Raw genomic sequence first — 19,779 nt, forward strand, 5'->3', positions numbered from 1 at the left:
ATTACTCCTTGATCGACAGCAAATGATCGTCGGGCAAACTGAGTTCGGGTTGCTTGTCACCTCCCGAAACAGGGGTCGCTGCCAGCAGGCGAATCGAAGTCTCCGTGATGGGCTTGACGGCCTTAAAGGTGATCAACGCCAAGCTTTCTTCTCCGGCTACGGCATCCGATCCAGCGCGTACAGCGCCGACGAAGATTTTGCCATTCTCAATGTCGATGTGATGAGTAAAGCTACTCTGCCCATTGTTCTGCCGGAAGAACTCGCCTTCTTCGACCTTGAGTACACGCACCACCGCCGGATCGAATCCCATCTGGAACGGCAGGCTACGCAATCCACCATCTGTCTTGAGTCGCAAGGCAAGCTGGAACTCTTCACCTTTTTTGACTTCCTTGGCCCCTTGCCAAGTCAAACCAGCCAGAGTCGCCGGCTGAGCAGCCGCACGATCTTCCTTGGCCGCAGGCGTGGCAGCCACTGGTTCCATCTTCCGACTGTGGGGGGCGCTAACGCGCTCTTCGCTGGCCGGTTTGCTAAAAGGTTGCAGCATCAGCGGCGTGGTTCTCAGCGCCGCATCACTGCCGGACCAGAATTCGGAAGCGGCGATATCCGGTCGCTTGATGGTTCTGACCAGATGCGGGGTAATCGACAGGACGATCTCGGTCTTTTGATGGTCGTTACGGTGATTGGAGAACAGTCGCCCCGCCAGTGGCAGATCACCTAAGCCAGGAATCTTGTTGGCGGTCTCGCGTTCGCTGTCACTGATCAACCCCGCCAGCACTTGGGTCTCGCCATCCTTCAGGCGCAACACGGTCGAGGCATTGCGTGAGCCGATCTGATAGGCCTGTGTACCGTTCTTGCTGGTGATCTGGCTGACAATCGAGCTAACCTCCAACGCGACCTTGATGGCGACATCATCCTGCAAGTAAATATTGGGCTCCACTTCGACCTTGAGGCCGACATCCAGATATTGCACGCTGTCAGCCACAAAGCCGGTAGCCGTCGAGGTAGTGGTGATCACCGGTACGCGATCGCCGATCATGATCTTGGCCTTCTCACGATTCCGGGTGCGGATTCTCGGATTGGCCAGCAGATTGACATCGGTATCGACCTTCTGTGCATTCAAGGTGGTATTGGGGAAGGTGGCACCGATACGGCTGGAGTTGATATTACGCAGATCGCGCAAGGTCAGGGCACCCCCGCCGGCATTAGCCAAAGGAGCCAAGGTCATTTGCTGCGGATATTGGATACCCATATCCAGTAAGCGGGTGCGATTCACTTCCAGCACCTCGATCTCCAGCATCACTTCCGGTTCAGCCAGATCCAGCATGGCGACCATCTTCTCGGCCAGTCGGATCGCATCGGGCGTATCGCGCATCACCATCATGTTGAGTTTTTCATCGACGAAGATCTCTCGGGTCTTGAGTAGTGACTTCACCATGGTCATGGCTTGCTTCACATCACAGTTCTCCAGATAGAAGGCTTTGACCATCAAGTCCTGATATTCGCGCGTCTTGGTTGAGCTATTCGGATAGATCAGTACGATGTTGTTGGAGAGGATCTTCTTTTCCAATTGGTTGGTGGTCAGCAGTAAGTTGACCACATCATCCAGCGCCGCCTGACGCACCACCAACGTGGTACGCAGATCGGTACGCACTTCCTTGTCCAGAATGAAGTTGATGCCCGTCGATCTGGATAGCATGTCGAACACCATGGACAGCGGCGCATCACGGAATTCGAGTTTGACGGGTTTCTTGTACAGGCCATTGAGGGTGGGCGTGGCCAACATCACTTTGGCGCGCGCCTCTTCGATCTCTTGCTTCAATGCCTTCATCCCCCGATGATTGGGGTCTTCCACCGAGATGAATTGGAGCTTTTGCAGAGCACCCTCTGCATCTGATTTTTTGTACAGTTCGCGCGCTTCATCAAGCAATGTGGCATGCTTTCTGGAACGCTCGACGTCCTGTATGCCAGCTTTGGCTCGGGAATTGTTCACATCGATACGCAGTACCGTCTGGAAATAGTTCTCGGCCGCATCGAAATGGCCAGCTTCTCGCTCACTATTGGCCGTGATCACGAGTTGATTGAGGATGCTGTCGCGGCGATTAAGGTATTCCGTGCGGTATTTCAGATTCGACGGGTCTTCTTTGGTCGCTTGCTCCAACTTGGCGAGTCCCGCTTCCATCTGACCTTCATTCAGCAGGTTCTCGCCTTCGCGATGCAGACGCATGGCGCTGCATCCGACCAAGGTGGCGATTAGGCCTAGGTATAAGATCGAACGATGAAGACGCGTCATCGGGAATTTCCTCGGCTAATCTGGAGAGTCTGTTTGATCTTCAATGGCAAGTAGGTCATATCCACGGTATTTTCGGTCACGGCATCCAAGTGATAGGTGCCATCAAGGGTGTCACCTGCCATGGCGTTGATGGCTCGACTGCCTTGGGCAAGGTAAACCGTCATGTGCCCAGTCTCATCCTCCATTTGCCCCAAGTAGGTATAGGGGAGCGGTGGCGCAGACGGTTCAGCCGGTGCCGCTTGGCGCTTCACAATGTCGGGGGCAGGTGCGGGAGGTGGGGTGAACCAGCTCTTGGTCGTAAACGGATCTTGCTCCAGCGTGTCGAGTTGCATCCGGCTCAGAGGAAGATCAGCTTCAGTCGCCACGGGGATCTTGGGTTGTGCCAAGCGTTGAGTTGGCTTAACCGTCGCCGCAACCACGTCCATCGAGGAGTCTCGGTACAGGCCACTCATGACCGCCGCCGCAAGGGTGCCACTGACAGTGAGTCCGAGCAAAACGGTGCTTCGCTTCAACACGCGCTACTCCGCCCGCAAGAACAAGGTCATGCTGACCTGTGCATCCAGCAACGCATCATTGACGTTTTGGCGACGGAAACTGATCTGATCCAACGACAGGCTCGGATTGTCAGAAAGGGCCTGCGCAAGGAAACCACGCAGTTGCGCATACGTCGCCTTGACGGGGAAGTTAAGCTGAAAAGTCTGTATGGAAGGATTGGCCGACGCTAGCTTATAGTCACCCAGATCGATCTGGAGCTGGTTGTCGGTAGCGGCTTGATGTAAACGATCCAGCCATTTCAACAGTTCGATGCGGCGCGGGAAGGTCTGTGGCAACGCTCGAAGTTGATCCGCTGGTTCAACCTTGGATGACGCAAAACTGGCAACCGCCGGTGCTTGCATTGCAGTCTGCCGCAGATCAGCCAGTTCACGACTAAGCGGCATCAGGGTCATCACGCCATACGCCGCCGACAATATCAGCACACCCAGACCCACCATGCCGGACAACCCCAATCCAGTCGCCAGCCGCCGCACCTGCCAGCGCAATGCGGCCAAGCTAGGCAAGGGGGGTACTGCGATGGCGGTCATGATAAGCGACGGTGTCCTGTGATTGATGAATTCTGCCTGCGTTTAACTGGTGCTCAGCATCAACGCACGCGCGCCGAGTCAAACGGGCGCATTTAATCACAGGAGTGACTTATTTGACCATAGACCGTGTGGCTAGGCCGGAGATATAGGGCATCGATCGAATTGCGATCCCAATCAATTGGTGCGATATTCGCATTGAGGCATTCGGTTGATTCTGATATATTCGCTCGCCGTGTTCGATTTAGTTAATTGCACAGTGTTTTGAATTGTTCGTTTTGTCAAGATGCGGCTATTGAACCATGCCTTCCTGGATTCCTTAGTAAGGAAGTCCAAGGTAGAAAGAGAGTTAAAGATGAATTCATCCAGTTTTGAGAAGTTATATAGAGCCCCTGACGGGAGGCTCGTGTTTAATGCTATCCCTAGCTTAGGGGAGAATGCTGCGTATTCTTGTGCTGAATTACATGGATACGTTGACAACGGCTTCCCTATGAACGCCCCTTCCGCGCCACTGGGAAGCCATAGAATATGGTCTGCTTTTTCCGACATGGGTTCTGCCAGCTAAAACTTAACTAGCAGGCTCTATAAATCTCCAAAGGGGAAGTTCTCGGTATCGAGACTTCCCTTTTATTTAGGGTAATTATGGATTGGGATACTAAACCACCATTTGGCTATAATGACGAACAAGCTCTACTTCTAGCCTATCAAACGTATTGCAAAGACCAGCTCAAAGACATCGGTCTAGACTGCACGCTCTCAGTGCAACGGATACATGATGTGTTCGGCGCATGGAAAGGGGATTTGCTGCGCTCAAAAGATGCTAATTTTCGAAATGACAGTGTAACTCCAGACCATATAAAGTCAGCCGCATACCTAACATATTGGCTAAGAAGAGAAGCTCCGATAATAAAACTTGAAACTCCTCCGCAAGGAGGTGGAATGTACTCCGTTGAGGAGCAAGTAAAGATTGAGCTTGGAATTGGGGATATACAGACCTACCACGAGGTAAGCCCGAGCGAGCTTAATAGCTTCCAGTTGTTTGGAATGCCAATTCCAAAGTTCATTGAAAATAGGCAAAGGATGTTCGCCTATGGAAATGAACTTCTTGCATTTAGTTTTGGATTTGAACTAGCGCTAAATTTCGAGAGTCAGAAACGCAAAGAAAGAGGAGATTCCAATTTCCAAGCATCACACCCATCTGGAGCATTTATTGAGGATTTATGCTATTTTTTCAAATTCAAAAGTGTATCACCGCACTCAATAGACCTGATTTATAGAGCCATACTATGGTAGGAGCAAGGCTAACAAAATAGCAAATAAACTCCAAATTAGGCTGCCCTATCAAACCCACCCTCAGATGCAGTTGCAATGTTATGTACTGTAAACAATATAGCGCGACTACAAGCCGTAGCTCACAGTTGCCCAATCCTTGGGCGCAGAACGCCATGGACATGGCACTCCCTCAGGTCGCCATCGCGCTGCGTCATTCTTGATCCGCTTGCGACATAGTTACTGCGCGGTGATTGAAGTCGTCGAACCGGTCAACTCATCATCGAAACCGCGAAGAATACCAAACATGCGGCGCGCACTTTACTCATCGCCTTCATCAAGATGCGAATTTTATTCAATCCAAAGCATGGTAATAGCGTAACCATCGTCCTGATATAGGGTCTGCTCCTGAAGAAAGCTTGGCGTCTTGCAATAATCTGTTGCCAACCACTCGTCAGCAGCTATCTCATTAAAATCATCTAGCCCCTCACCTTTAAGCGCAGCGGTCGAACTTGCGGGGACACTCTGCTTTGAAGAAATGCACAGCCAATGAGTAAAATCCGGACTCTTGGCCGGAGGCTTGGTAATGATCCCATCCTTGCTAAACACCAAACAACAGGGAAACCCGGCCAAGTAAAGATAGCGGCGAGCCGTGGCTCCAACGCTCATCTCAAAGAATGATGCGGCGGATGCTGCCGCCATCTGCGAAGCCGTCACCCGCCCACAGATGCGGTTTGTGCCGATCAAGGACGAACACCAGCAAGCCACCCTTACCCTGCACCGCACCCGGCAGGGGTTCGTCGAGGAACGGACCGCGTTGTACAACCGGATACGCGGATTGATTGCCGAGTTCGGCATCATCCTGCCGCAAAAGGTCGAACGCCTGCGGCGAGAGATCGGTGCACATCTGGAAGACCTACCAAGCTGGGCCAACCGCTGTGTGGGCGACATGCTTGAGCACGCCGACCGGCTGGACGAACGCATCCACGAATACGACCGCGCCATGGCCGAATCGGCACGCGAAGATGACCGCTGCCGCCGCCTGATGCAACTGCCGGGCATCGGCCCGACCAGCGCCACCGCACTCGTCGCCAGCATCGGTCACGGCCACGACTTCAAGCATGGCCGACAGTTGGCGGCTTGGCTCGGTCTGGTTCCCGGCCAATACAGCAGCGGCGGTAAAGCTAGGCTCGGACGCATCACCAAAGCCGGCGACGGCTACCTGCGAAGTTTACTGGTGCTGGGCGCACGCGCCGTGCTCAACAGCCTCGGAGACAAACAAGATCGTCACAGCCGCTGGGCCAGAGCCCTCGTCGAGCGACGCGGCTACTGGCGTGCCGCCATAGCCATCGCGGCCAAGAACGCCCGACTGTGTTGGGCGGTACTGACCTACGGCGAAGCGTTCCATCTCACCGCCGACGCGGCCTGAACGGCCAGCAAAAACCGTCTATAGAAAAGGGAGGAAACGAATCACGGCAGGACGAACGTCGATGATGTGAGCGGGTTGGACCCGCGCGGGGTGAACCTGATCAATTTACAGGGGAGATACACAAACCCGGCTAACGAATGAGGCCCCCGCGCGCGTCTTTCATCAGGGTCCGAGCAATAGGCTCAACATGACCGGTTGTAGTTTGGCAGTCCTTCACCACCTCGCATCGGCAACGAAAGTCAGCAAACGTGATCAAGAGAACAGTAGAGACAAAAACCTAAAGACCAACCGGTCAGTTGCAATGACGGGGAAGCCCTTGTAGTAAAAGTGAGGGGCTGCGCGCTTTTGCGCAGTCCCTCTCGACTGCCGGGTTGGGCCACATGCTACTTAAATACCTCTCTGATAACCTTCAGAACCTTCTGATTGATAAGGTCTGCCGTGAGTTCGGTAGGTGTAGCATCCCCCGCGCCTCCGGCGTGCCCACCTCTGCCGGGCGAAATTGTGCTTTCGTGGAAGCGGAGCTTGGAAAACCCCTTTTCACAAATGACGGAAAGGTGTGGATATTCGTGAGATCGGTAGTGGCTACCATCTTCGCCAACTAAGAAACGAATGCTGATGCTCGGCGATTGATACCGCCCCTCTGGATCAGTTTGCTCTTCGCTGGTTTCGATATGGTACTTGTAGCCTTTAGCTTTAATGTACTCGCCGATTCTCTCAAACGTCGGGCGGATCAGCGAATCCCGAAGTCCATAGAAAGATTGAACAAACGCTTCCTCCCGCACTTCTCGCTCAGATTTCTGGTGCTCAATCTGTTTCTTTGTTTCTGCGTGAGAATTGAAAATCGCATCAAGTTCAGTTTTTAGTTTGTCCGACATAAGTAACTCCAGTTAGTGGATGAGGAAGATTCAGTGGCCCAACGTTCAAGGTCAGGGGCGCTGCGCGGCTTTATCGCGCAGCGTCCCCTGCACCGCAGGGTTGGACCTCGCCGACTATTGCTTTTCAACTTCAGCCTCGGTAGACGGTTGTTCGCCTGCCTTCGATTGCGACATCCGACAGTCTCGGAATGCGGTAAAGACGTAATGAACAGCGAGACCGATTGCAACAATGCCCGCTACCGTGACATGTTCTCGCCATGACGAGGGGAGGCTACTTGCATCGCCGATGAATCCAGCGGCAATCAGCGCAATACCGCCTGGAACGCTAAAGGTGGCAAGAAATATAAGCACAGTGTGATTTAGCTCGAAAGACTGTTTGGAGTACGCGCGAACAGTCGCGTAGAGCGCCGACAAGATGATTCCCAGCGCGATGCCGATAGTGGTAGCGTCCATTTCAGCCAAGCCCCTTCGATTCTTTGCCGAGAATTGCACCGATAACGCCGCCAACAACCGCACCAACTGGGCCACCGATTGCGGCCCCAAGCGCTGCACCACCGATAAGCCCAACAGCCTGCGAATTGTCGCCGCTAGCTTGAGATACTCCGCGCACAACGACCGCAGAGGGTGAAACCATGGTCGTTCCATTTACCGTGCGAACGGCGCCACTCACCGTGCCGTGAACCTCCAGCGAGCCCCCCTCGTTTACTGCGTCTCCGTTCACCATGCCGTGGAGCTTCGCAGTGCCACCAGGACGAACAACGAGGTTCTTTACGCACATACCATGCAGGTGAAGAACTCCGCCCGTTACTAAGATGCTTCCGGTGACCATTCCGTAAAGAGCGAAATCCTCCTTTACTTCAAGATCGCCTTCAATCTTTCCGCTTTCAGATCGCATTGCTGTCCTTTTGATTGTGTTGTATCGAAGATCGCCAAATATGAGAGTCCTGCGAGGTCCAACCGTTATTGTAGAGCCCCATGGGGCCGGACATTTATTAATACAGAGACAGACACTTTTAGAACATATCCTTATGAATAAAATGCGTCTATGAATTCCAGGGGCTCTCTATTACATTCTTAAATAAGGAGACGCAAAGCCCGATGCGTATTGAACCATATTGCTTGGATTGCGCACATTGACCAAAGTATCTAGATACTCAATCTGGTGTCATCCGTGACGAAGTGGAAACTTCCGCTTCTGGCATGAAGCGGCTAGGCGACAGATTCATTCTGTCAGACATGCTGCGATCGTTAATCATTTCACTCCCGCCTAACTCTGCGCCGCATAAATCAAATCCCTCTGCGCATCCTTCAGCCACTGAATCAACCTCTCCACGCTCGACATCAGTTTTACCGCAGTAACCGGCATATCCAATCGCTCTTCAAGCTGGGAAAGCATCAAATCGTGTGGAGCATCCAATAGCAGGAATGGCGTCAATCCGGCAGAACAGCGAACCTTGGCGATCTCTTGCTGACTTGGCTTTATGCCCATGATGATCAGATCCAGACTGGCTCCCAGACACTCCACGACTGCCTGCTCAATTGAGCGGACAACCTTCACCTCGTAAGTCCTACCGAGCGTTGTCAAAATCGCGTCGGCCATCAGCGCATCCTGCTCAATCAGCAGAATCGAGTGAGTTTGTGTACGAGCGTGTTGGGTGGGCATGAGGAAAGCATAGTGCGGATACCCGCTGAAAACAATATGCCGTTTGGCCTAGACCATGGTTAGGCCAGACTGGAAATTCCCTATGCCTATTTTAAGTTGATCTCACCTGCTAGACAGCTTCATGGCTGTTCATAACGACATCGATTTTCCAGCGAAGCAACTCATCTACAACGGCGTTTAACGGCGCTGAGCTTTCGTAGTTTGATCGGCAAATTTGATCCTTGCCGAGAGGAATGTATTGTATGTTACAGATATGCAATGTCTTTGTTTTCAATGACTTGCAATCATTCCAAACGGGGCGTACACTGCATCCATCATCACTCGTTCAATTCAAATGAAGTTGATCTGGTGAGCTCACTTTCACAAATTTGACACTAAAAAAATGAACATCTGGCCAGCCGATTCCGTAGCAATTGAACCCGAAGTCATCCTTGCCAACTGGCGCGTGATGGAAGTCGATGCGGGTACACATCACTTCGTCGGCCGGAATGTCCACGAACAGTCCGGTCGCGTGTCGTCCGCGATTGTCGATTTCGATCGGCTCACCATGATCGGCAGGACAAGAAGTGGGCGAATCTACCGACTACAGGGCGATCCGGGATACGACGAGGACGGTCAGTATGTTTGGTCGTGGTGGCATCGCGCCCACTGCAAATCCGATGGCAAGGATGTCACGGGCGAGTATTGGCTGGAGGGGGCGGCATGATGAACGTTATCGCCAAGAGATCAAATAGTGACGAGGCACTAAAAAAACTTATCGCTGAGTTCAAAATGCGGGCTCAATATCATTCGGATTTGTTGGTTCCTGCCTCCGCGCTGGAAAAGAAGCGGGAGGATGAGGAGCCATCTCCAGCCAGCACCCCAGAGCCCAGCCCAGTATCAGCGGCAGTTAAGACGCCAGCCAAGCGAGCGGCTCGGCCCTTCGCTCGCCGACTCAAAATATTCGACCTCGAGGAAGTCGAAAAAGTAAGGCTTACGGCCAAGTTGGCCAACATGGAAGGTCGGCGGCGAATCGAAGGAGCCGTGAGTATGGCCGTCAAGTATGACGGCTACAGACGGCTTCCCAATTTTAAGAAAATTGGCGAAACCCTAGCCAAATTGCGAATCGAGTTCGCAAATTTTAGGGAGGTGATTGATCACCTAGAAGACGATTTGCTGTTGGCTGGATCGGTTCGTCCTGACAATTTTGTGGTGGCACCGATTTTACTGGATGGGCCGCCCGGCATCGGCAAGACCGCGTTTGCGCAAGCGCTCGCAAAATTATTGGGCCTCCCATTTCGCAAGATCTCAGCCGGTGGTATGCAGCATGCTGCCATCCTAACAGGCACGGCTTCTCACTGGTCAAACACACAGCCTGGTGTGATCTTTAATCTAATCGCATCCAATCAGTGGGCCAGCGTAGTCATTCTGCTGGACGAGGCGGACAAACTTTCGGATCGCCAAGAGTATGCGATTTTGCCCGCACTATTGGATTTGTTTGAGCCTGAGTCATCAAAACAATACGTCGATGAAAGTTTGGGATTGGCCTTCGACGCGTCACGGATTATCGCGCTGCTCACCAGTAATCACGTCGCCAAGATGGATCAGGCACTGCTTTCGCGCTGCAAAGTATTTACGATAGGGAAGCCGGAAGCGGAGCAGCGAGCGCTGATCGCCAAACAGAAGCATGACGAGCTGAATCGTGCCTGCTCCGCCAAGTCGCCGATCAAAATTGATGAACAGGCGATACGTGAGTTAGCGGAATCGGATATCGACATGCGGGTGCTGCTATTTTCGGTTCGAAAAGCATTCGTTTACGCGCTGCGAATAGGCTCCCCAGTATCGTATCCCTTGGTCGCACCAGAGGAGTCGAAGCGGCTCCACCCGTTTGGATTCAATTGTTCGCCAACATGACTGTCCAGCGCATATATTTCGACACGGAGTTTACTCAATTTGAGTCACCGCGACTGATCAGCATCGCTTTGGTGGCTGAAGGCTCAGACCGGGAGTTTTACGCTGAGCCAAACGATACCTATCAGCCCTCGGATTGCTCCGATTTCGTACTTGACGTCGTTCTGCCGCGATTGACGCGCCTACCCGAGCACACAATGAGTGAAGCGCATCTGAGTTTTCGTCTGGCCGAATGGATCGAAGGGTTTTCTGGCCAAGTCGAGCTGATCTCCGATGCACCGGCTTGGGATTGGCCTTTCATCGCGCAACTGTTCCAAGAAAATGGCTACGGCTGGCCTCGGAATCTTATTCGCCAATGCGGAAAGCCACGCGAAACGCACGGCAAGTACGGCCGGAGGATGGCGGAATACTGGGTGACTCATTACGCCATGATGCACAACGCGCTGACCGATGCCCGCTCTCTCAAATATGCCGAGCAAAAGGCGAACCGGCCATGATTGCGCAATACATCCAGCCGGAGGTTGCCGCCATCATGCCGAAAGTAGTTGATCAAATTCTGCGAACACTGGGAGAAAGCGTAGATCGCATCGTGCTACATGGCTCAGCCATCAAGGAAGGTGCCTTTCGTACAGGGGAAAGTGACATCGATGTCGTGGTCATGCTCAAGCCCGACCATACGGTCAGTTTCCGCGACCAGCTCAATGTCCAGCGTCTCATTGAGAGTGCGCTGGACATTGAGTCATGGACGCACATTGAGATCAACTATATGACAGGAGAGCGCGTGTATCGCTACAAAAACTTCAAGCTCTGCTATCAAGGCGGCGTCGCGCATGGGGTGATTTTCTTTGATTCTGGGCGGATCGACGACAATATATGCACAGCCGCAGCGCTTACCATGGAGGAGGCGCGACAAGAAATTTCGCACCACTACCTTCAGCAATCTTGGATTTGGCTAGGAGAGGCCCATCCCCTATTGCACCGCTCGACGTGGTCAGCCAGCCGCGCAGCCTGTCGTGCGTTTCATTCCGTGTTGGTCACGCACGACTTCGATGTCGCCCCCAAGTTAATCCGGTGGCATCTGCCCGTATTGTTTGATGCTGCGTGTCGTTTCAATCCAGCGCTCAGCCAACTGTCGTCGTCAGTCAGTGCTGTCCCTCCCGATTTGGCTAGCTTCGATTTGGTCGATTACGACGAGGCCACACCCGAGCTCTCAATCCAGGCTCGCAGGCAGGTGATCGCGCAGGCGATGCGTATCGCGCGGCGCGTCGAGCGCATCCTCGGACTCAAAGTTTCCCATGCCAGGCACCCCCCTTTTCATCCCAAACACAATAAGGAGGGGCGCCATGAATGAGGCCAATACACGCCAGCTCTACCGCGAATTTCCTCGGTTATATCGTGCTGCATCGCGCCCGACCTCGGAATCAGCCATGCGCTGGGGTTTTATGTGCGGCGATGGTTGGTTTTCAATCGTCCGTGAACTGTCCCAACAAATCGAAGAGGCTGCTCGCCTTGCCGGAGTGGACCCAGACTCTGATGAGTGGCCATGCGCAATGCAAGTCAAAGAGAAATTCGGTGGGCTTCGATTTTATCTGAGTGGTGGGTACTCATTTGAGTTGGAATCTACGATCCGACGGTTGGTGAAGGCAGCCCATGAGCATTCGTTATCCACCTGCGAGTCCTGTGGATGTCCCGCCACGCTGAGCGAACACGATCATTGGCTACGCGTTGAGTGCGCTCGATGTCGAGCAATACGCCTGGACGAACAAGCAAGGTTAACTTCCGCTCGATCCGCAATAGCTCCTAAATACAAAATCGTATTTCTGGATTACGACGGCGTGCTCCACCCAGACCATGTCTATCAAATCAAAGGTAGGCCGGTTTTGAAGGTGGATGGATTTAACTTGTTTGAATTTTCGGACATTCTGATTCAGGCGCTCAAACCCTACCCTACGGTGAGAGTCGTACTTTCAACCTCTTGGGTGCATACGTTCTGTTTCAAGAAAGCGAAAGCCTGGCTACCCGATGAACTACAGGCGCGAGTTATCGGCGCGTGCTACCACTCGTCCATGAGTGCTATCGAATGGAGCCGACGCACGCGATACCAGCAAATCATGCGGTATGTATCGCGAGCCAAACTGCAAAAAGAAGACTGGATCGCTATCGATAATGATCCGGTGGGCTGGGCGGATGAATATCGTGCGAATTTGGTGTTGACCGACGACGACGGCGGACTGAGCTTTACATACGCTCAAGTTGATCTGGCTGAAAAGTTGGAACTGCTGGTAACCAATAGTCTATGAACGTTGGCTTGAAGGTTAACCTTAAGTTAACCACCGAGGGAAAAACATGCTGAAAAACGTCATCTTTGAGAGCCAGAAAGTGGCCGAATCGCGCCCCGGCTGGAGTAACTGGTCGGTGATCTCCATAACGAGCACCAACTCTACGCCAGCAAACATTCAATCTGGCTGGCATGGCCTGCTCCGCCTTGTGTTCGACGATGTCGATGTTGAAATCGAAGGTGGCGAGTACTTGCCGATTTCAGAGGTACAGGCGCAAGAGTTGGTTGATTTTGTAATACGCGAAGTCGAATCCGGCGAGGTGACCGGCATTCTTGTTCATTGTGGCGCGGGCATCAGCCGCTCGGCAGCCGTTGCACGCTGGATATCCAAGAGCTACGCACTACCTTTCCACGATCGATATCAAAATGACAATCGGCTAGTGTATTCACGGCTACTTTACGTCACGGAAGGCCGACTCCTGAAAAGTTGGGCAAGCACTCATGAAAAAAGCGAATAGTTGGCTAGAAGGTTCGAAGCTGGTGGGCATGGTTCTGGTCGGTGTGGCTGTTATCGCCTTATTAACGTATGCCTTCCGCTGGGCGGCAAACACGGTCACGCCCGTGAAGTTGCACCAACCGAAGCCCGGCATCACTTGTGCCAGTATAGCTAGCCGTGACGGGGTAGCTCTATCGTGTTGGAAGGACTGAGGAGGCAATATGAAACTGCATGTGCTAAGTGATATCCATCTCGAATTCTCCAGCTTTGTACCCCCTGAAACCGATGCAGATGTGGTGATTTTAGCTGGCGACGTCGGCAAGTTGGCGGGTGGGATGTATTGGGCGGCGCGTACCTTTGCGGGGAAACGAATTATCTATGTCGCTGGAAACCACGAGTTTTATGGCACTCAGCGACGAGAAACAGTTTCGCAGTTACATATCGCCAGCCAAGCAACTGGAGTTCATTTGCTCGATGACGCGGAAGTGATCATCGATGGCGTGCGCTTTCTGGGGAGCACCTTATGGACGGATTTTATGCTGTTCGGGGCCGATGAGCGCCCCTATGCGATGCGTGATGGAATGAATTGTTTGAACGATTTCCGTGGGGCGATTTCGGAAGGCGTTATGACCTTTTCACCGGCCGACTCTGTGAAACTTCATGAGCAGTCACTTGGATGGCTGGAAACCAAATTGGCGGAGCCATTTGATGGGAAGACCGTTGTCGTAACGCATCATCTTCCTTCCATGTTGTCGGTTGCTGAGCGCTACCAAAGCAAATTGCTGTCAGCCTGTTTTGCCAGTCATCTGGACCACCTTTTCGGGAAGATGGATGTGTGGATTCACGGGCACACCCACGATTCCTTTGACTATCACACCCATGACACGCGCGTGGTCTGTAATCCGCGCGGTTATGTAACGTATCGCGGGGCAGAGAATTTTGATTTCAATCCCGGACTCGTCATCGAAATCTAGTCACGCCAACCATAACCTAAAGGTTAACCACATGCCGCTTAAAAACGTGATGTTCACTGGGAGAGAACAGGCTGAAAGTCGTCACGGCTGGCCTGACTGGGCAATCATCTCAATAACAGAACCCGACTATTACCCGGCTAATCTTCAGCCGGGCTGGCACTCCGTGCTCAGACTTGAATTTGATGACATCGTAGAAACACGCGATCCATATGTTCTATTCACTCACCAGCAAGCACGCGTGATCATCGAATTCGTAAGGGAGTGCCACATCAGAAGTTGTGAGGGCATTCTGGTCCATTGCAAGGCTGGAGTTAGCCGCTCAGCGGCTGTTGCTAAGTGGATATCGGAAAAGCATCACTTGGCTTTTCCGGCGGGGTACGACTTGTATAACCGGCATGTTTACGCCGTGCTGAGGGATGAATATATGCTGGGGTAAGCGCGAATTGCAACCAGCAGCTAAAGATTGGCCAAGGCCAATCAGGCACTTTCACAGGTCAGTTGAGTGGAAGATGCCGCCATTTTCTCCTCTACCATCCCAAGCAATACCGACGGCTGAATCCTAAGTGCTCCGGCAATCTTAAAAATGATTTTGACACTGACGCTGTTGCGCCCTCGCTCCAGTAAGGAAATGTAGTTCCGTTCAATTCCGGCATCAAGGGCGAGCCTCTCCTGCGAAAGACCGCGTGCCTTTCGTAAAGATTTCAATACCTGACCAAATGCAACTTCTGGCTCCAACTCTTGCTCCTCTCAGGGGCTGAAGTTACGAGTGATTGCCGGCCAAGTCTTCACAATATATTGGTCAAAATATGGATTGATACATATAATTCAGGTCGCACCGTCATTCCGACAGAGCACTTACAACATCAGGGAGTAGTTATGAAGAAACTGGTAGCCGTCATAGGCATTACAGCATTTCTAGCGGGATGCTCCACCAATCCGAATGAGGGGGTGGGCAACATTAAGAGGCTGGTCGGTCTGGAACAAGGGCAATCCTCCATTCGCGACGAAACAGATGACTCCATCAAGAAAAAGATCTTCAAGGGAAAGACAACCAAAGACGAAGTGGTGAAGCTATTTGGTGAGCCAGGAGATAAGTCGGCTACTTTCTCAGGTAACTTCGATCCCATGCGAGACAACGGCAAACCGAAGATGGAGAACGAAACTTGGACTTACCACATGGAGGCGGGAAGTGTATTCGATCAGGTTAAAGGTCTAGGAATGGCCACGGTGGGTGCAGCAAGATTTAACAAGCAGCACATGACCACGAAGCGCCTCATCCTAGTGTTCAATAAGCAAAATTTGTTGATTGATTTCACGTTCGACAGCGACATATTGAGCAACAGCGGCAAGATCTAATTCCCCCACTTTACTGCGACAACAATTCAACAAACTAGGAAATCACATGAACCCCACATTCTCTAAGCTAGGCTTGGTCATGACTAGCGCATCGCTCCTTCTTACATTAGTGGCCTGCTCCGGAAAGACCAACTCTCCCTCCGCCGCCCCCGAAACGAAGGAAAGGGATCTGATAGTTGCTGAGCGAATGGGAAGTCTGAAAGAGTCTTTTTTAAACTGCCTAGCACACGAGAGGAACGGGCAAATACATTGTCGCGATGCCTCCGACTATGGTGCCATATACAGACAACTTGATAACGATATCGCGTTGGAGGAATCAGGAAAAGTATTATCACAAGGGGATGTAAATACGCCGATTGATAAGTATGCCGAGCTTTCAGCAACGGCTCTGATGTTTCAATATGCAGCGTTGAGCGGGGAACCGTTGAATTATGAAGAGATGGCAGAAACCTACTCTCCCGAATACCACGCTGAGCGTGATGGATTCAAACGCGCTGACATGATGGCTCAACTAAAGCCTGCTCTCGACGAAGGGGTTCAGAAGGCTCGAAGCAACCACACGTACTATATGTCCATTGGCTGCCCATGCAGATTTAACATAGGAGCAATCTTCTTAAATTCATACGACATGAACAGAAAGTTATTTGAGGTTAAGCAATACGGAAAACCATACGCCCCTGAACATGAGACCTTCTCTCCTTCGCTCAACAAACTGTCGTTTAATCAGATGACTCCTGCAAAATCGATAGTCCTAGGCAATTTGCATGACTATAAAATCTTAAAAATCGCTGATGAAAGTGTGGCGCGTCAGATTGAGGCCGCGCGAAAGGATGGCTTTGGGATGAAGCTTTACCTATACGCACAACAGGCGAAAGGCGGAGAAGTCCTCTTCCACATCGTCAAAGCTGACTTACTGGGAAATGATGGCAATACGTTGGCAACGATAGCGCAGTAAACTAAAAAGCAACCAGCCGCACTCACGAATCTTTAAACGGCTGGTCGCTTTCCTCAAGCCATGTCTGGGGTAAATAACCTACTCCGTGGTAATTCTCTTGCTTTCAGCAAGCAGGATACTCATCGCTCTTTTGAGTTCGTAATTTTCAACAACGAGCACCTCTTCCTTACATAAAGTACTCTTCGGCTCCACCACCAAAATACTCCATTTTGATGACGGAGCACTTATTTCCACGAAGCATCCTCTTCGGCATCGCTCCACACCTCTGCCGCCCTCGCAGACTGAAATTGGATCAATCTCTCCGTTCTCATCAATGAGCGACGGTAAAGAAAATACTGGGTGGGTGTATCCTGGAAGGGTGATCAGCTCTACATTTACAATATCAGGCGCCACTCTCTCCTTCTTGATTTTAGTATCTATCCCGTTTCGTACGAACTTTTGAATCTTTGTCTCTTCTAGAAGTTGAGCGCGCATTGGTGCCGCAATGATGTCTATGCTCGTAACATCATTGCACGTTGAAATCGGGTCCCCGACACTGACAAGCTCGACGTTTTCTTGGGTAAACGCCGGCCAAAGCTCGGGAGGATCTTGAGTTTCGTATCTCTCCCGCCAGATTTCTTTACAGAGAAGGTCAGGGAATCGATTGTTAGCCTCAAACTGAAAGTTCTTTCGCGTGCGCGAGACGCCCGGATCAGACTCACTCAGTTCCTGACTTTTATGTGTCTTGGCCCTCCGTCGATGAGCATCTGATGGAGATGCATTGTTGGACTTTCCATCTTGGCGCTCACTCCCCTTAGATACCTTCCCATCATCCGCTGCCTCGTATGAAAGAGTCTTAAACGGAAAAGGGTGAGAACAAGATTCAATACGATATACCACGAATGTCTGATCAGGCTTACTACCAAACGGCAACCACTTGCCGACGACAGCCAGATTAGTCTTGCCCTCGAATGGAAACCAGGTTTGCGGATACGCAGACTTCTCTCCTGAAAGCAGATCTCTTTGGCAGCTAATTCGAATTCGGCACGCAGCCCGATTGGCCACATTGGACAGGGCAATTCGGCCAATATCTGCCGCCGACACGCCAGATAGTTTTCTAGCCAACTTAAGATGAAGCCGACCTGTACGAATCGTGTACTGCTGGTGCTCCCAGAGTTGCTCGTACTTAATGTCATGCATAAATAAACGGTGCAACAGCTCCGATGATGATCCGAAATAGAAACGGATTAGCTCCATGGTCGGAATTACAATCTGCCGACCTTCCGTAAGCTCAATACTCAGGCAGAAACTTCCAGTGAGTAAATGATGCCAAGGATGCTGCTTGAGCGGCAATACAAAGACCTCATCTACGGACTGGCCGGCCTTAATAAGCTTGGAAGAGGCGCGCGTGATGTGCAGGTCTGAAAATTGCTCGCGCTGATAGTCAGGACTGTATTTTCGCTCACCGTTTTGCCATACATCGCCGATTCTTACATAGGGAAGCATCCCAATCGGGAAGAATCGCTGAACTATCGAAGACTCCGTGGCTCGACTCGATAGCATCGCGTCATTGCTGGTAGGGTCAGCACGAACTGGAGAGATGGCGACTTGGACATTAGGCTGACTGCGACCATTAATGCCTCCAGGAAAAATCACATCGCCGTACCAATCGATCCGCCAAGGTCTGTCATCGGGCGTGAAATAGGGGAACCTCAAAGGGGGCATGGTAATTCCAGCATGGTAAATTGCAAGTTCAAGTCTTATTAATCATGCGATTACGAACCATATTCGCAATTCTAGTCGCATATAATTACAGTGCAGTCGCAAATAATATGATTCAGTCGCATTTATTGAGACTACTTACAGCCAACCAGTGAGACCGCGCTCGCCGTATGATGAGGGCTCCTGAACGGGCGAATCTGCCATCTAGCGATATCGAAAGCGCCATCCAACGATTGCATAGCGGCGCTCTCTAGCGCCTCAGCTTCCGTCATGGATGGCAATATCCCTGGAAAACGGCTCGCCAACATAGACTTTCCCGTGCCCGGCGGTCCAGACATCAACACACTGTGCCCACCCGCAGCGGCAATTTCCAGCGCACGTTTAGCCTGACCTTGGCCTTTCACTTCCCTCATGTCAGAGTAGTGCGGAGATCGCAGACTGGCACTGGGAATAAAGCGATCCAGCGCATCACGCCCCGTCAAGTGTGCTGCCACTTGCAACAGCGACTTAGCCGGAAAAACCGCCGCCTGCTCGACCAAGGCGGCTTCCGCCGCATTCGCCTCCGGCAGAATGAAGGCACGTCCGCTAGATACGGCGCGATAAGTCATTGCCAGCGCACCCCGAATCGGGCGCAACTCACCGGTCAGCGCCAGCTCTCCAGCAAACTCATACTCAGCCAGACGTTGCGACGGAATCTGCCCAGTGGCAGCCAAGATGCCCAGCGCGATGGGGAGGTCAAAACGCCCACTTTCCTTAGGTAGATCGGCAGGCGCTAGATTGACAGTGATACGACGAGCGGGGAATTCGAATTGACAAGTCAGCAGAGCGGCGCGAACCCTATCCTTGCTTTCCTTTACCTCAGCCTCGGGCAAGCCGACAATGGTGAAATTGGGTAGGCCGTTGGCCAGATGAACTTCCACCGTCACTTGGGCGGCATCCATACCGGACAATGCACGGCTATAAAGAACCGCCAAGCTCATGGCTGGGCTGTGCGAAGTTAACCCAACTCACCGGCTGGAGATTGCGGCGCGCTCGCCGCAGCTCGCACCTCAAGCTCGGCAACCCGCGCTTCCAATGCGATCAGCTTCTCTTGCGTACGCGCCAACAACAGCGACTGCACCTCGAAATCCTCACGCGCCACTAGATCGAGCTTGGAAAAACCTTGCACCAACAAGGCACGCACATTCCTCTCTACATCCTTTGCCGGGCCACTGGCCAGCGCTTCATTGACCTTGCTGGTCAGGTCATCCAAAATCTTCGCATTGAACATGAGGTACTCCCAAACATTAAGTGTGAGAAGTTTAGCAAAGGCCGCCACCAAGCAGGGAGATTCTTAATGCCTAGTCAACGCCCCGTTATAGTGCACCGGAACAGTGCACCACCATTTTTCGTGCGCACATTATTGGACGCAGCAAAAGGCACAATTACCAGCTTGATTTATCAATCATCTGTTTTATCGAAGTTTTTACAATCTGGCACGGCTCATGCTTTATAGAACATGCGGAAATCGTTTGCCGTTATCTT

General features: G+C 52.0%; 22 protein-coding genes and 2 pseudogenes. 13 read left to right on the forward strand and 11 right to left on the reverse strand.

Translation table 11 applies throughout. The annotated features are described in order from the left end of the window. Position 1: 1 nt before the first annotated feature. Genes OYT1_RS12020 through OYT1_RS12030 form a run of 3 tightly spaced genes read right to left on the reverse strand, consistent with a single transcriptional unit; the run spans position 2 to position 3,372 of the window. A complete protein-coding gene (locus tag OYT1_RS12020) occupies positions 2-2,290 on the reverse strand; it encodes a cohesin domain-containing protein (protein WP_062626595.1) in 2,289 nt (762 codons plus the stop codon). Further along, positions 2,287-2,805, reverse strand: coding sequence for a hypothetical protein (locus OYT1_RS12025; protein ID WP_062626594.1), 519 nt, complete (start codon positions 2,803-2,805; stop codon positions 2,287-2,289). The genes OYT1_RS12020 and OYT1_RS12025 overlap by 4 nt, the downstream gene beginning before the upstream one ends. A gap of 3 nt (positions 2,806-2,808) precedes the next feature. Next, positions 2,809-3,372 (reverse strand): hypothetical protein, encoded by a 564-nt coding sequence (locus OYT1_RS12030; protein ID WP_062626593.1) that lies wholly within the window; start codon positions 3,370-3,372, stop codon positions 2,809-2,811. Positions 3,373-4,011: 639 nt separating this feature from the next. Here OYT1_RS12030 and OYT1_RS12035 point away from each other — a divergent pair. Both OYT1_RS12035 and OYT1_RS12045 read left to right on the forward strand, forming a co-directional pair. Continuing rightward, a complete protein-coding gene (locus tag OYT1_RS12035) occupies positions 4,012-4,662 on the forward strand; it encodes a hypothetical protein (RefSeq protein ID WP_062626591.1) in 651 nt (216 codons plus the stop codon). A 628-nt stretch (positions 4,663-5,290) separates the two neighbouring features. Beyond that, a pseudogene (locus OYT1_RS12045) lies at positions 5,291-6,067 on the forward strand (IS110 family RNA-guided transposase); the annotation flags it as partial. 383 nt (positions 6,068-6,450) lie between these two features. Here OYT1_RS12045 and OYT1_RS12050 read toward each other — a convergent pair. The 4 genes from OYT1_RS12050 to OYT1_RS12065 all read right to left on the reverse strand — a co-directional run bounded on the left by OYT1_RS12050 (position 6,451) and on the right by OYT1_RS12065 (position 8,605). Then, entirely contained in the window at positions 6,451-6,942 is a 492-nt protein-coding gene (locus OYT1_RS12050; protein ID WP_062626589.1) for a hypothetical protein, read from the reverse strand. A gap of 114 nt (positions 6,943-7,056) precedes the next feature. Beyond that, positions 7,057-7,395 (reverse strand): hypothetical protein, encoded by a 339-nt coding sequence (locus tag OYT1_RS12055; protein WP_062626588.1) that lies wholly within the window; start codon positions 7,393-7,395, stop codon positions 7,057-7,059. Between the two features lies 1 nt (position 7,396). Next, positions 7,397-7,837 (reverse strand): bactofilin family protein, encoded by a 441-nt coding sequence (locus OYT1_RS12060; RefSeq protein WP_062626587.1) that lies wholly within the window; start codon positions 7,835-7,837, stop codon positions 7,397-7,399. A gap of 372 nt (positions 7,838-8,209) precedes the next feature. Next, positions 8,210-8,605, reverse strand: coding sequence for a hypothetical protein (locus tag OYT1_RS12065; RefSeq protein ID WP_062626586.1), 396 nt, complete (start codon positions 8,603-8,605; stop codon positions 8,210-8,212). A gap of 382 nt (positions 8,606-8,987) precedes the next feature. Here OYT1_RS12065 and OYT1_RS12070 point away from each other — a divergent pair, with 382 nt between their 5' ends. The 9 genes from OYT1_RS12070 (at position 8,988) to OYT1_RS12105 (ending at position 14,679) form a co-directional block, all read left to right on the forward strand. Further along, positions 8,988-9,311, forward strand: a complete 324-nt coding sequence (locus OYT1_RS12070) for a hypothetical protein (RefSeq protein ID WP_062626585.1) — start codon at positions 8,988-8,990, stop codon at positions 9,309-9,311. Beyond that, positions 9,308-10,498, forward strand: coding sequence for an AAA family ATPase (locus tag OYT1_RS12075; protein ID WP_062626584.1), 1,191 nt, complete (start codon positions 9,308-9,310; stop codon positions 10,496-10,498). Before OYT1_RS12070 ends, OYT1_RS12075 begins: the two co-directional genes overlap by 4 nt. A gap of 194 nt (positions 10,499-10,692) precedes the next feature. Continuing rightward, positions 10,693-10,992 carry a 3'-5' exonuclease family protein gene (locus OYT1_RS14035; protein ID WP_331838570.1) on the forward strand — a complete coding sequence of 100 codons (300 nt, stop codon included), beginning with the start codon at positions 10,693-10,695 and terminating at the stop codon, positions 10,990-10,992. Continuing rightward, positions 10,989-11,846, forward strand: a complete 858-nt coding sequence (locus OYT1_RS12085) for a nucleotidyltransferase domain-containing protein (RefSeq protein WP_062626582.1) — start codon at positions 10,989-10,991, stop codon at positions 11,844-11,846. The genes OYT1_RS14035 and OYT1_RS12085 overlap by 4 nt, the downstream gene beginning before the upstream one ends. After that, positions 11,839-12,795, forward strand: coding sequence for an HAD domain-containing protein (locus tag OYT1_RS12090; protein ID WP_232013186.1), 957 nt, complete (start codon positions 11,839-11,841; stop codon positions 12,793-12,795). The genes OYT1_RS12085 and OYT1_RS12090 overlap by 8 nt, the downstream gene beginning before the upstream one ends. A gap of 46 nt (positions 12,796-12,841) precedes the next feature. After that, the gene (locus tag OYT1_RS12095; protein WP_062626581.1) at positions 12,842-13,291 is read left to right on the forward strand and encodes a hypothetical protein; all 450 of its coding nucleotides are present in this window, start codon (positions 12,842-12,844) and stop codon (positions 13,289-13,291) included. Beyond that, positions 13,275-13,481, forward strand: coding sequence for a hypothetical protein (locus tag OYT1_RS13605; protein ID WP_145983720.1), 207 nt, complete (start codon positions 13,275-13,277; stop codon positions 13,479-13,481). The genes OYT1_RS12095 and OYT1_RS13605 overlap by 17 nt, the downstream gene beginning before the upstream one ends. Positions 13,482-13,490: 9 nt before the next feature. Continuing rightward, the gene (locus OYT1_RS12100; RefSeq protein WP_062626580.1) at positions 13,491-14,243 is read left to right on the forward strand and encodes a metallophosphoesterase; all 753 of its coding nucleotides are present in this window, start codon (positions 13,491-13,493) and stop codon (positions 14,241-14,243) included. 31 nt (positions 14,244-14,274) lie between these two features. Continuing rightward, a complete protein-coding gene (locus tag OYT1_RS12105; RefSeq protein ID WP_062626579.1) occupies positions 14,275-14,679 on the forward strand; it encodes a dual specificity protein phosphatase family protein in 405 nt (134 codons plus the stop codon). A gap of 41 nt (positions 14,680-14,720) precedes the next feature. Here the strand turns inward: OYT1_RS12105 and OYT1_RS12110 are convergent, their stop codons facing one another. Beyond that, positions 14,721-14,978 (reverse strand): helix-turn-helix domain-containing protein, encoded by a 258-nt coding sequence (locus OYT1_RS12110; protein ID WP_062626578.1) that lies wholly within the window; start codon positions 14,976-14,978, stop codon positions 14,721-14,723. 141 nt (positions 14,979-15,119) lie between these two features. On the opposite strand from OYT1_RS12110, the gene OYT1_RS12115 reads away from it, so the two are divergent. Further along, a complete protein-coding gene (locus OYT1_RS12115) occupies positions 15,120-15,599 on the forward strand; it encodes a lipoprotein (RefSeq protein WP_062626577.1) in 480 nt (159 codons plus the stop codon). Between the two features lie 46 nt (positions 15,600-15,645). After that, complete coding sequence (locus OYT1_RS12120; protein ID WP_062626576.1) at positions 15,646-16,554, forward strand: hypothetical protein; 909 nt, start codon at positions 15,646-15,648, stop codon at positions 16,552-16,554. Positions 16,555-16,632: 78 nt separating this feature from the next. On the opposite strand, the gene OYT1_RS12125 is transcribed toward OYT1_RS12120, so the two are convergent. From OYT1_RS12125 to OYT1_RS12135, 3 genes and pseudogenes are all read right to left on the reverse strand, one after another. After that, on the reverse strand, positions 16,633-18,258 hold the full coding sequence (locus OYT1_RS12125; RefSeq protein ID WP_062626575.1) for a hypothetical protein: 1,626 nt from the start codon (positions 18,256-18,258) through the stop codon (positions 16,633-16,635). Between the two features lie 140 nt (positions 18,259-18,398). Next, positions 18,399-19,235 (reverse strand): annotated as a pseudogene (locus tag OYT1_RS12130) (YifB family Mg chelatase-like AAA ATPase); the annotation flags it as partial. Between the two features lie 17 nt (positions 19,236-19,252). Further along, positions 19,253-19,525: an accessory factor UbiK family protein gene (locus OYT1_RS12135; protein WP_062626574.1), complete on the reverse strand. Its 273-nt coding sequence runs from the start codon at positions 19,523-19,525 to the stop codon at positions 19,253-19,255. Positions 19,526-19,779: the final 254 nt, after the last annotated feature.

Origin of the sequence: Ferriphaselus amnicola (assembly GCF_000974685.2) — a bacterium.
GTDB lineage: Bacteria > Pseudomonadota > Gammaproteobacteria > Burkholderiales > Gallionellaceae > Ferriphaselus > Ferriphaselus amnicola.

What these genes read in the sequence shown, in the direction of transcription:
- OYT1_RS12020 (WP_062626595.1), bottom strand. Translation starts at nt 2,290, where the DNA reads ATGACGCGTCTTCATCGTTCGATCTTATACCTAGGCCTAATCGCCACC.
- OYT1_RS12030 (WP_062626593.1), bottom strand. Translation starts at nt 3,372, where the DNA reads ATGACCGCCATCGCAGTACCCCCCTTGCCTAGCTTGGCCGCATTGCGC.
- OYT1_RS12035 (WP_062626591.1), top strand. Translation starts at nt 4,012, where the DNA reads ATGGATTGGGATACTAAACCACCATTTGGCTATAATGACGAACAAGCT.
- OYT1_RS12050 (WP_062626589.1), bottom strand. Translation starts at nt 6,942, where the DNA reads ATGTCGGACAAACTAAAAACTGAACTTGATGCGATTTTCAATTCTCAC.
- OYT1_RS12055 (WP_062626588.1), bottom strand. Translation starts at nt 7,395, where the DNA reads ATGGACGCTACCACTATCGGCATCGCGCTGGGAATCATCTTGTCGGCG.
- OYT1_RS12060 (WP_062626587.1), bottom strand. Translation starts at nt 7,837, where the DNA reads ATGCGATCTGAAAGCGGAAAGATTGAAGGCGATCTTGAAGTAAAGGAG.
- OYT1_RS12065 (WP_062626586.1), bottom strand. Translation starts at nt 8,605, where the DNA reads ATGCCCACCCAACACGCTCGTACACAAACTCACTCGATTCTGCTGATT.
- OYT1_RS12070 (WP_062626585.1), top strand. Translation starts at nt 8,988, where the DNA reads ATGAACATCTGGCCAGCCGATTCCGTAGCAATTGAACCCGAAGTCATC.
- OYT1_RS12075 (WP_062626584.1), top strand. Translation starts at nt 9,308, where the DNA reads ATGATGAACGTTATCGCCAAGAGATCAAATAGTGACGAGGCACTAAAA.
- OYT1_RS14035 (WP_331838570.1), top strand. Translation starts at nt 10,693, where the DNA reads ATGAGTGAAGCGCATCTGAGTTTTCGTCTGGCCGAATGGATCGAAGGG.
- OYT1_RS12085 (WP_062626582.1), top strand. Translation starts at nt 10,989, where the DNA reads ATGATTGCGCAATACATCCAGCCGGAGGTTGCCGCCATCATGCCGAAA.
- OYT1_RS12090 (WP_232013186.1), top strand. Translation starts at nt 11,839, where the DNA reads ATGAATGAGGCCAATACACGCCAGCTCTACCGCGAATTTCCTCGGTTA.
- OYT1_RS12095 (WP_062626581.1), top strand. Translation starts at nt 12,842, where the DNA reads ATGCTGAAAAACGTCATCTTTGAGAGCCAGAAAGTGGCCGAATCGCGC.
- OYT1_RS13605 (WP_145983720.1), top strand. Translation starts at nt 13,275, where the DNA reads ATGAAAAAAGCGAATAGTTGGCTAGAAGGTTCGAAGCTGGTGGGCATG.
- OYT1_RS12100 (WP_062626580.1), top strand. Translation starts at nt 13,491, where the DNA reads ATGAAACTGCATGTGCTAAGTGATATCCATCTCGAATTCTCCAGCTTT.
- OYT1_RS12105 (WP_062626579.1), top strand. Translation starts at nt 14,275, where the DNA reads ATGCCGCTTAAAAACGTGATGTTCACTGGGAGAGAACAGGCTGAAAGT.
- OYT1_RS12115 (WP_062626577.1), top strand. Translation starts at nt 15,120, where the DNA reads ATGAAGAAACTGGTAGCCGTCATAGGCATTACAGCATTTCTAGCGGGA.
- OYT1_RS12120 (WP_062626576.1), top strand. Translation starts at nt 15,646, where the DNA reads ATGAACCCCACATTCTCTAAGCTAGGCTTGGTCATGACTAGCGCATCG.
- OYT1_RS12125 (WP_062626575.1), bottom strand. Translation starts at nt 18,258, where the DNA reads ATGCCCCCTTTGAGGTTCCCCTATTTCACGCCCGATGACAGACCTTGG.
- OYT1_RS12135 (WP_062626574.1), bottom strand. Translation starts at nt 19,525, where the DNA reads ATGTTCAATGCGAAGATTTTGGATGACCTGACCAGCAAGGTCAATGAA.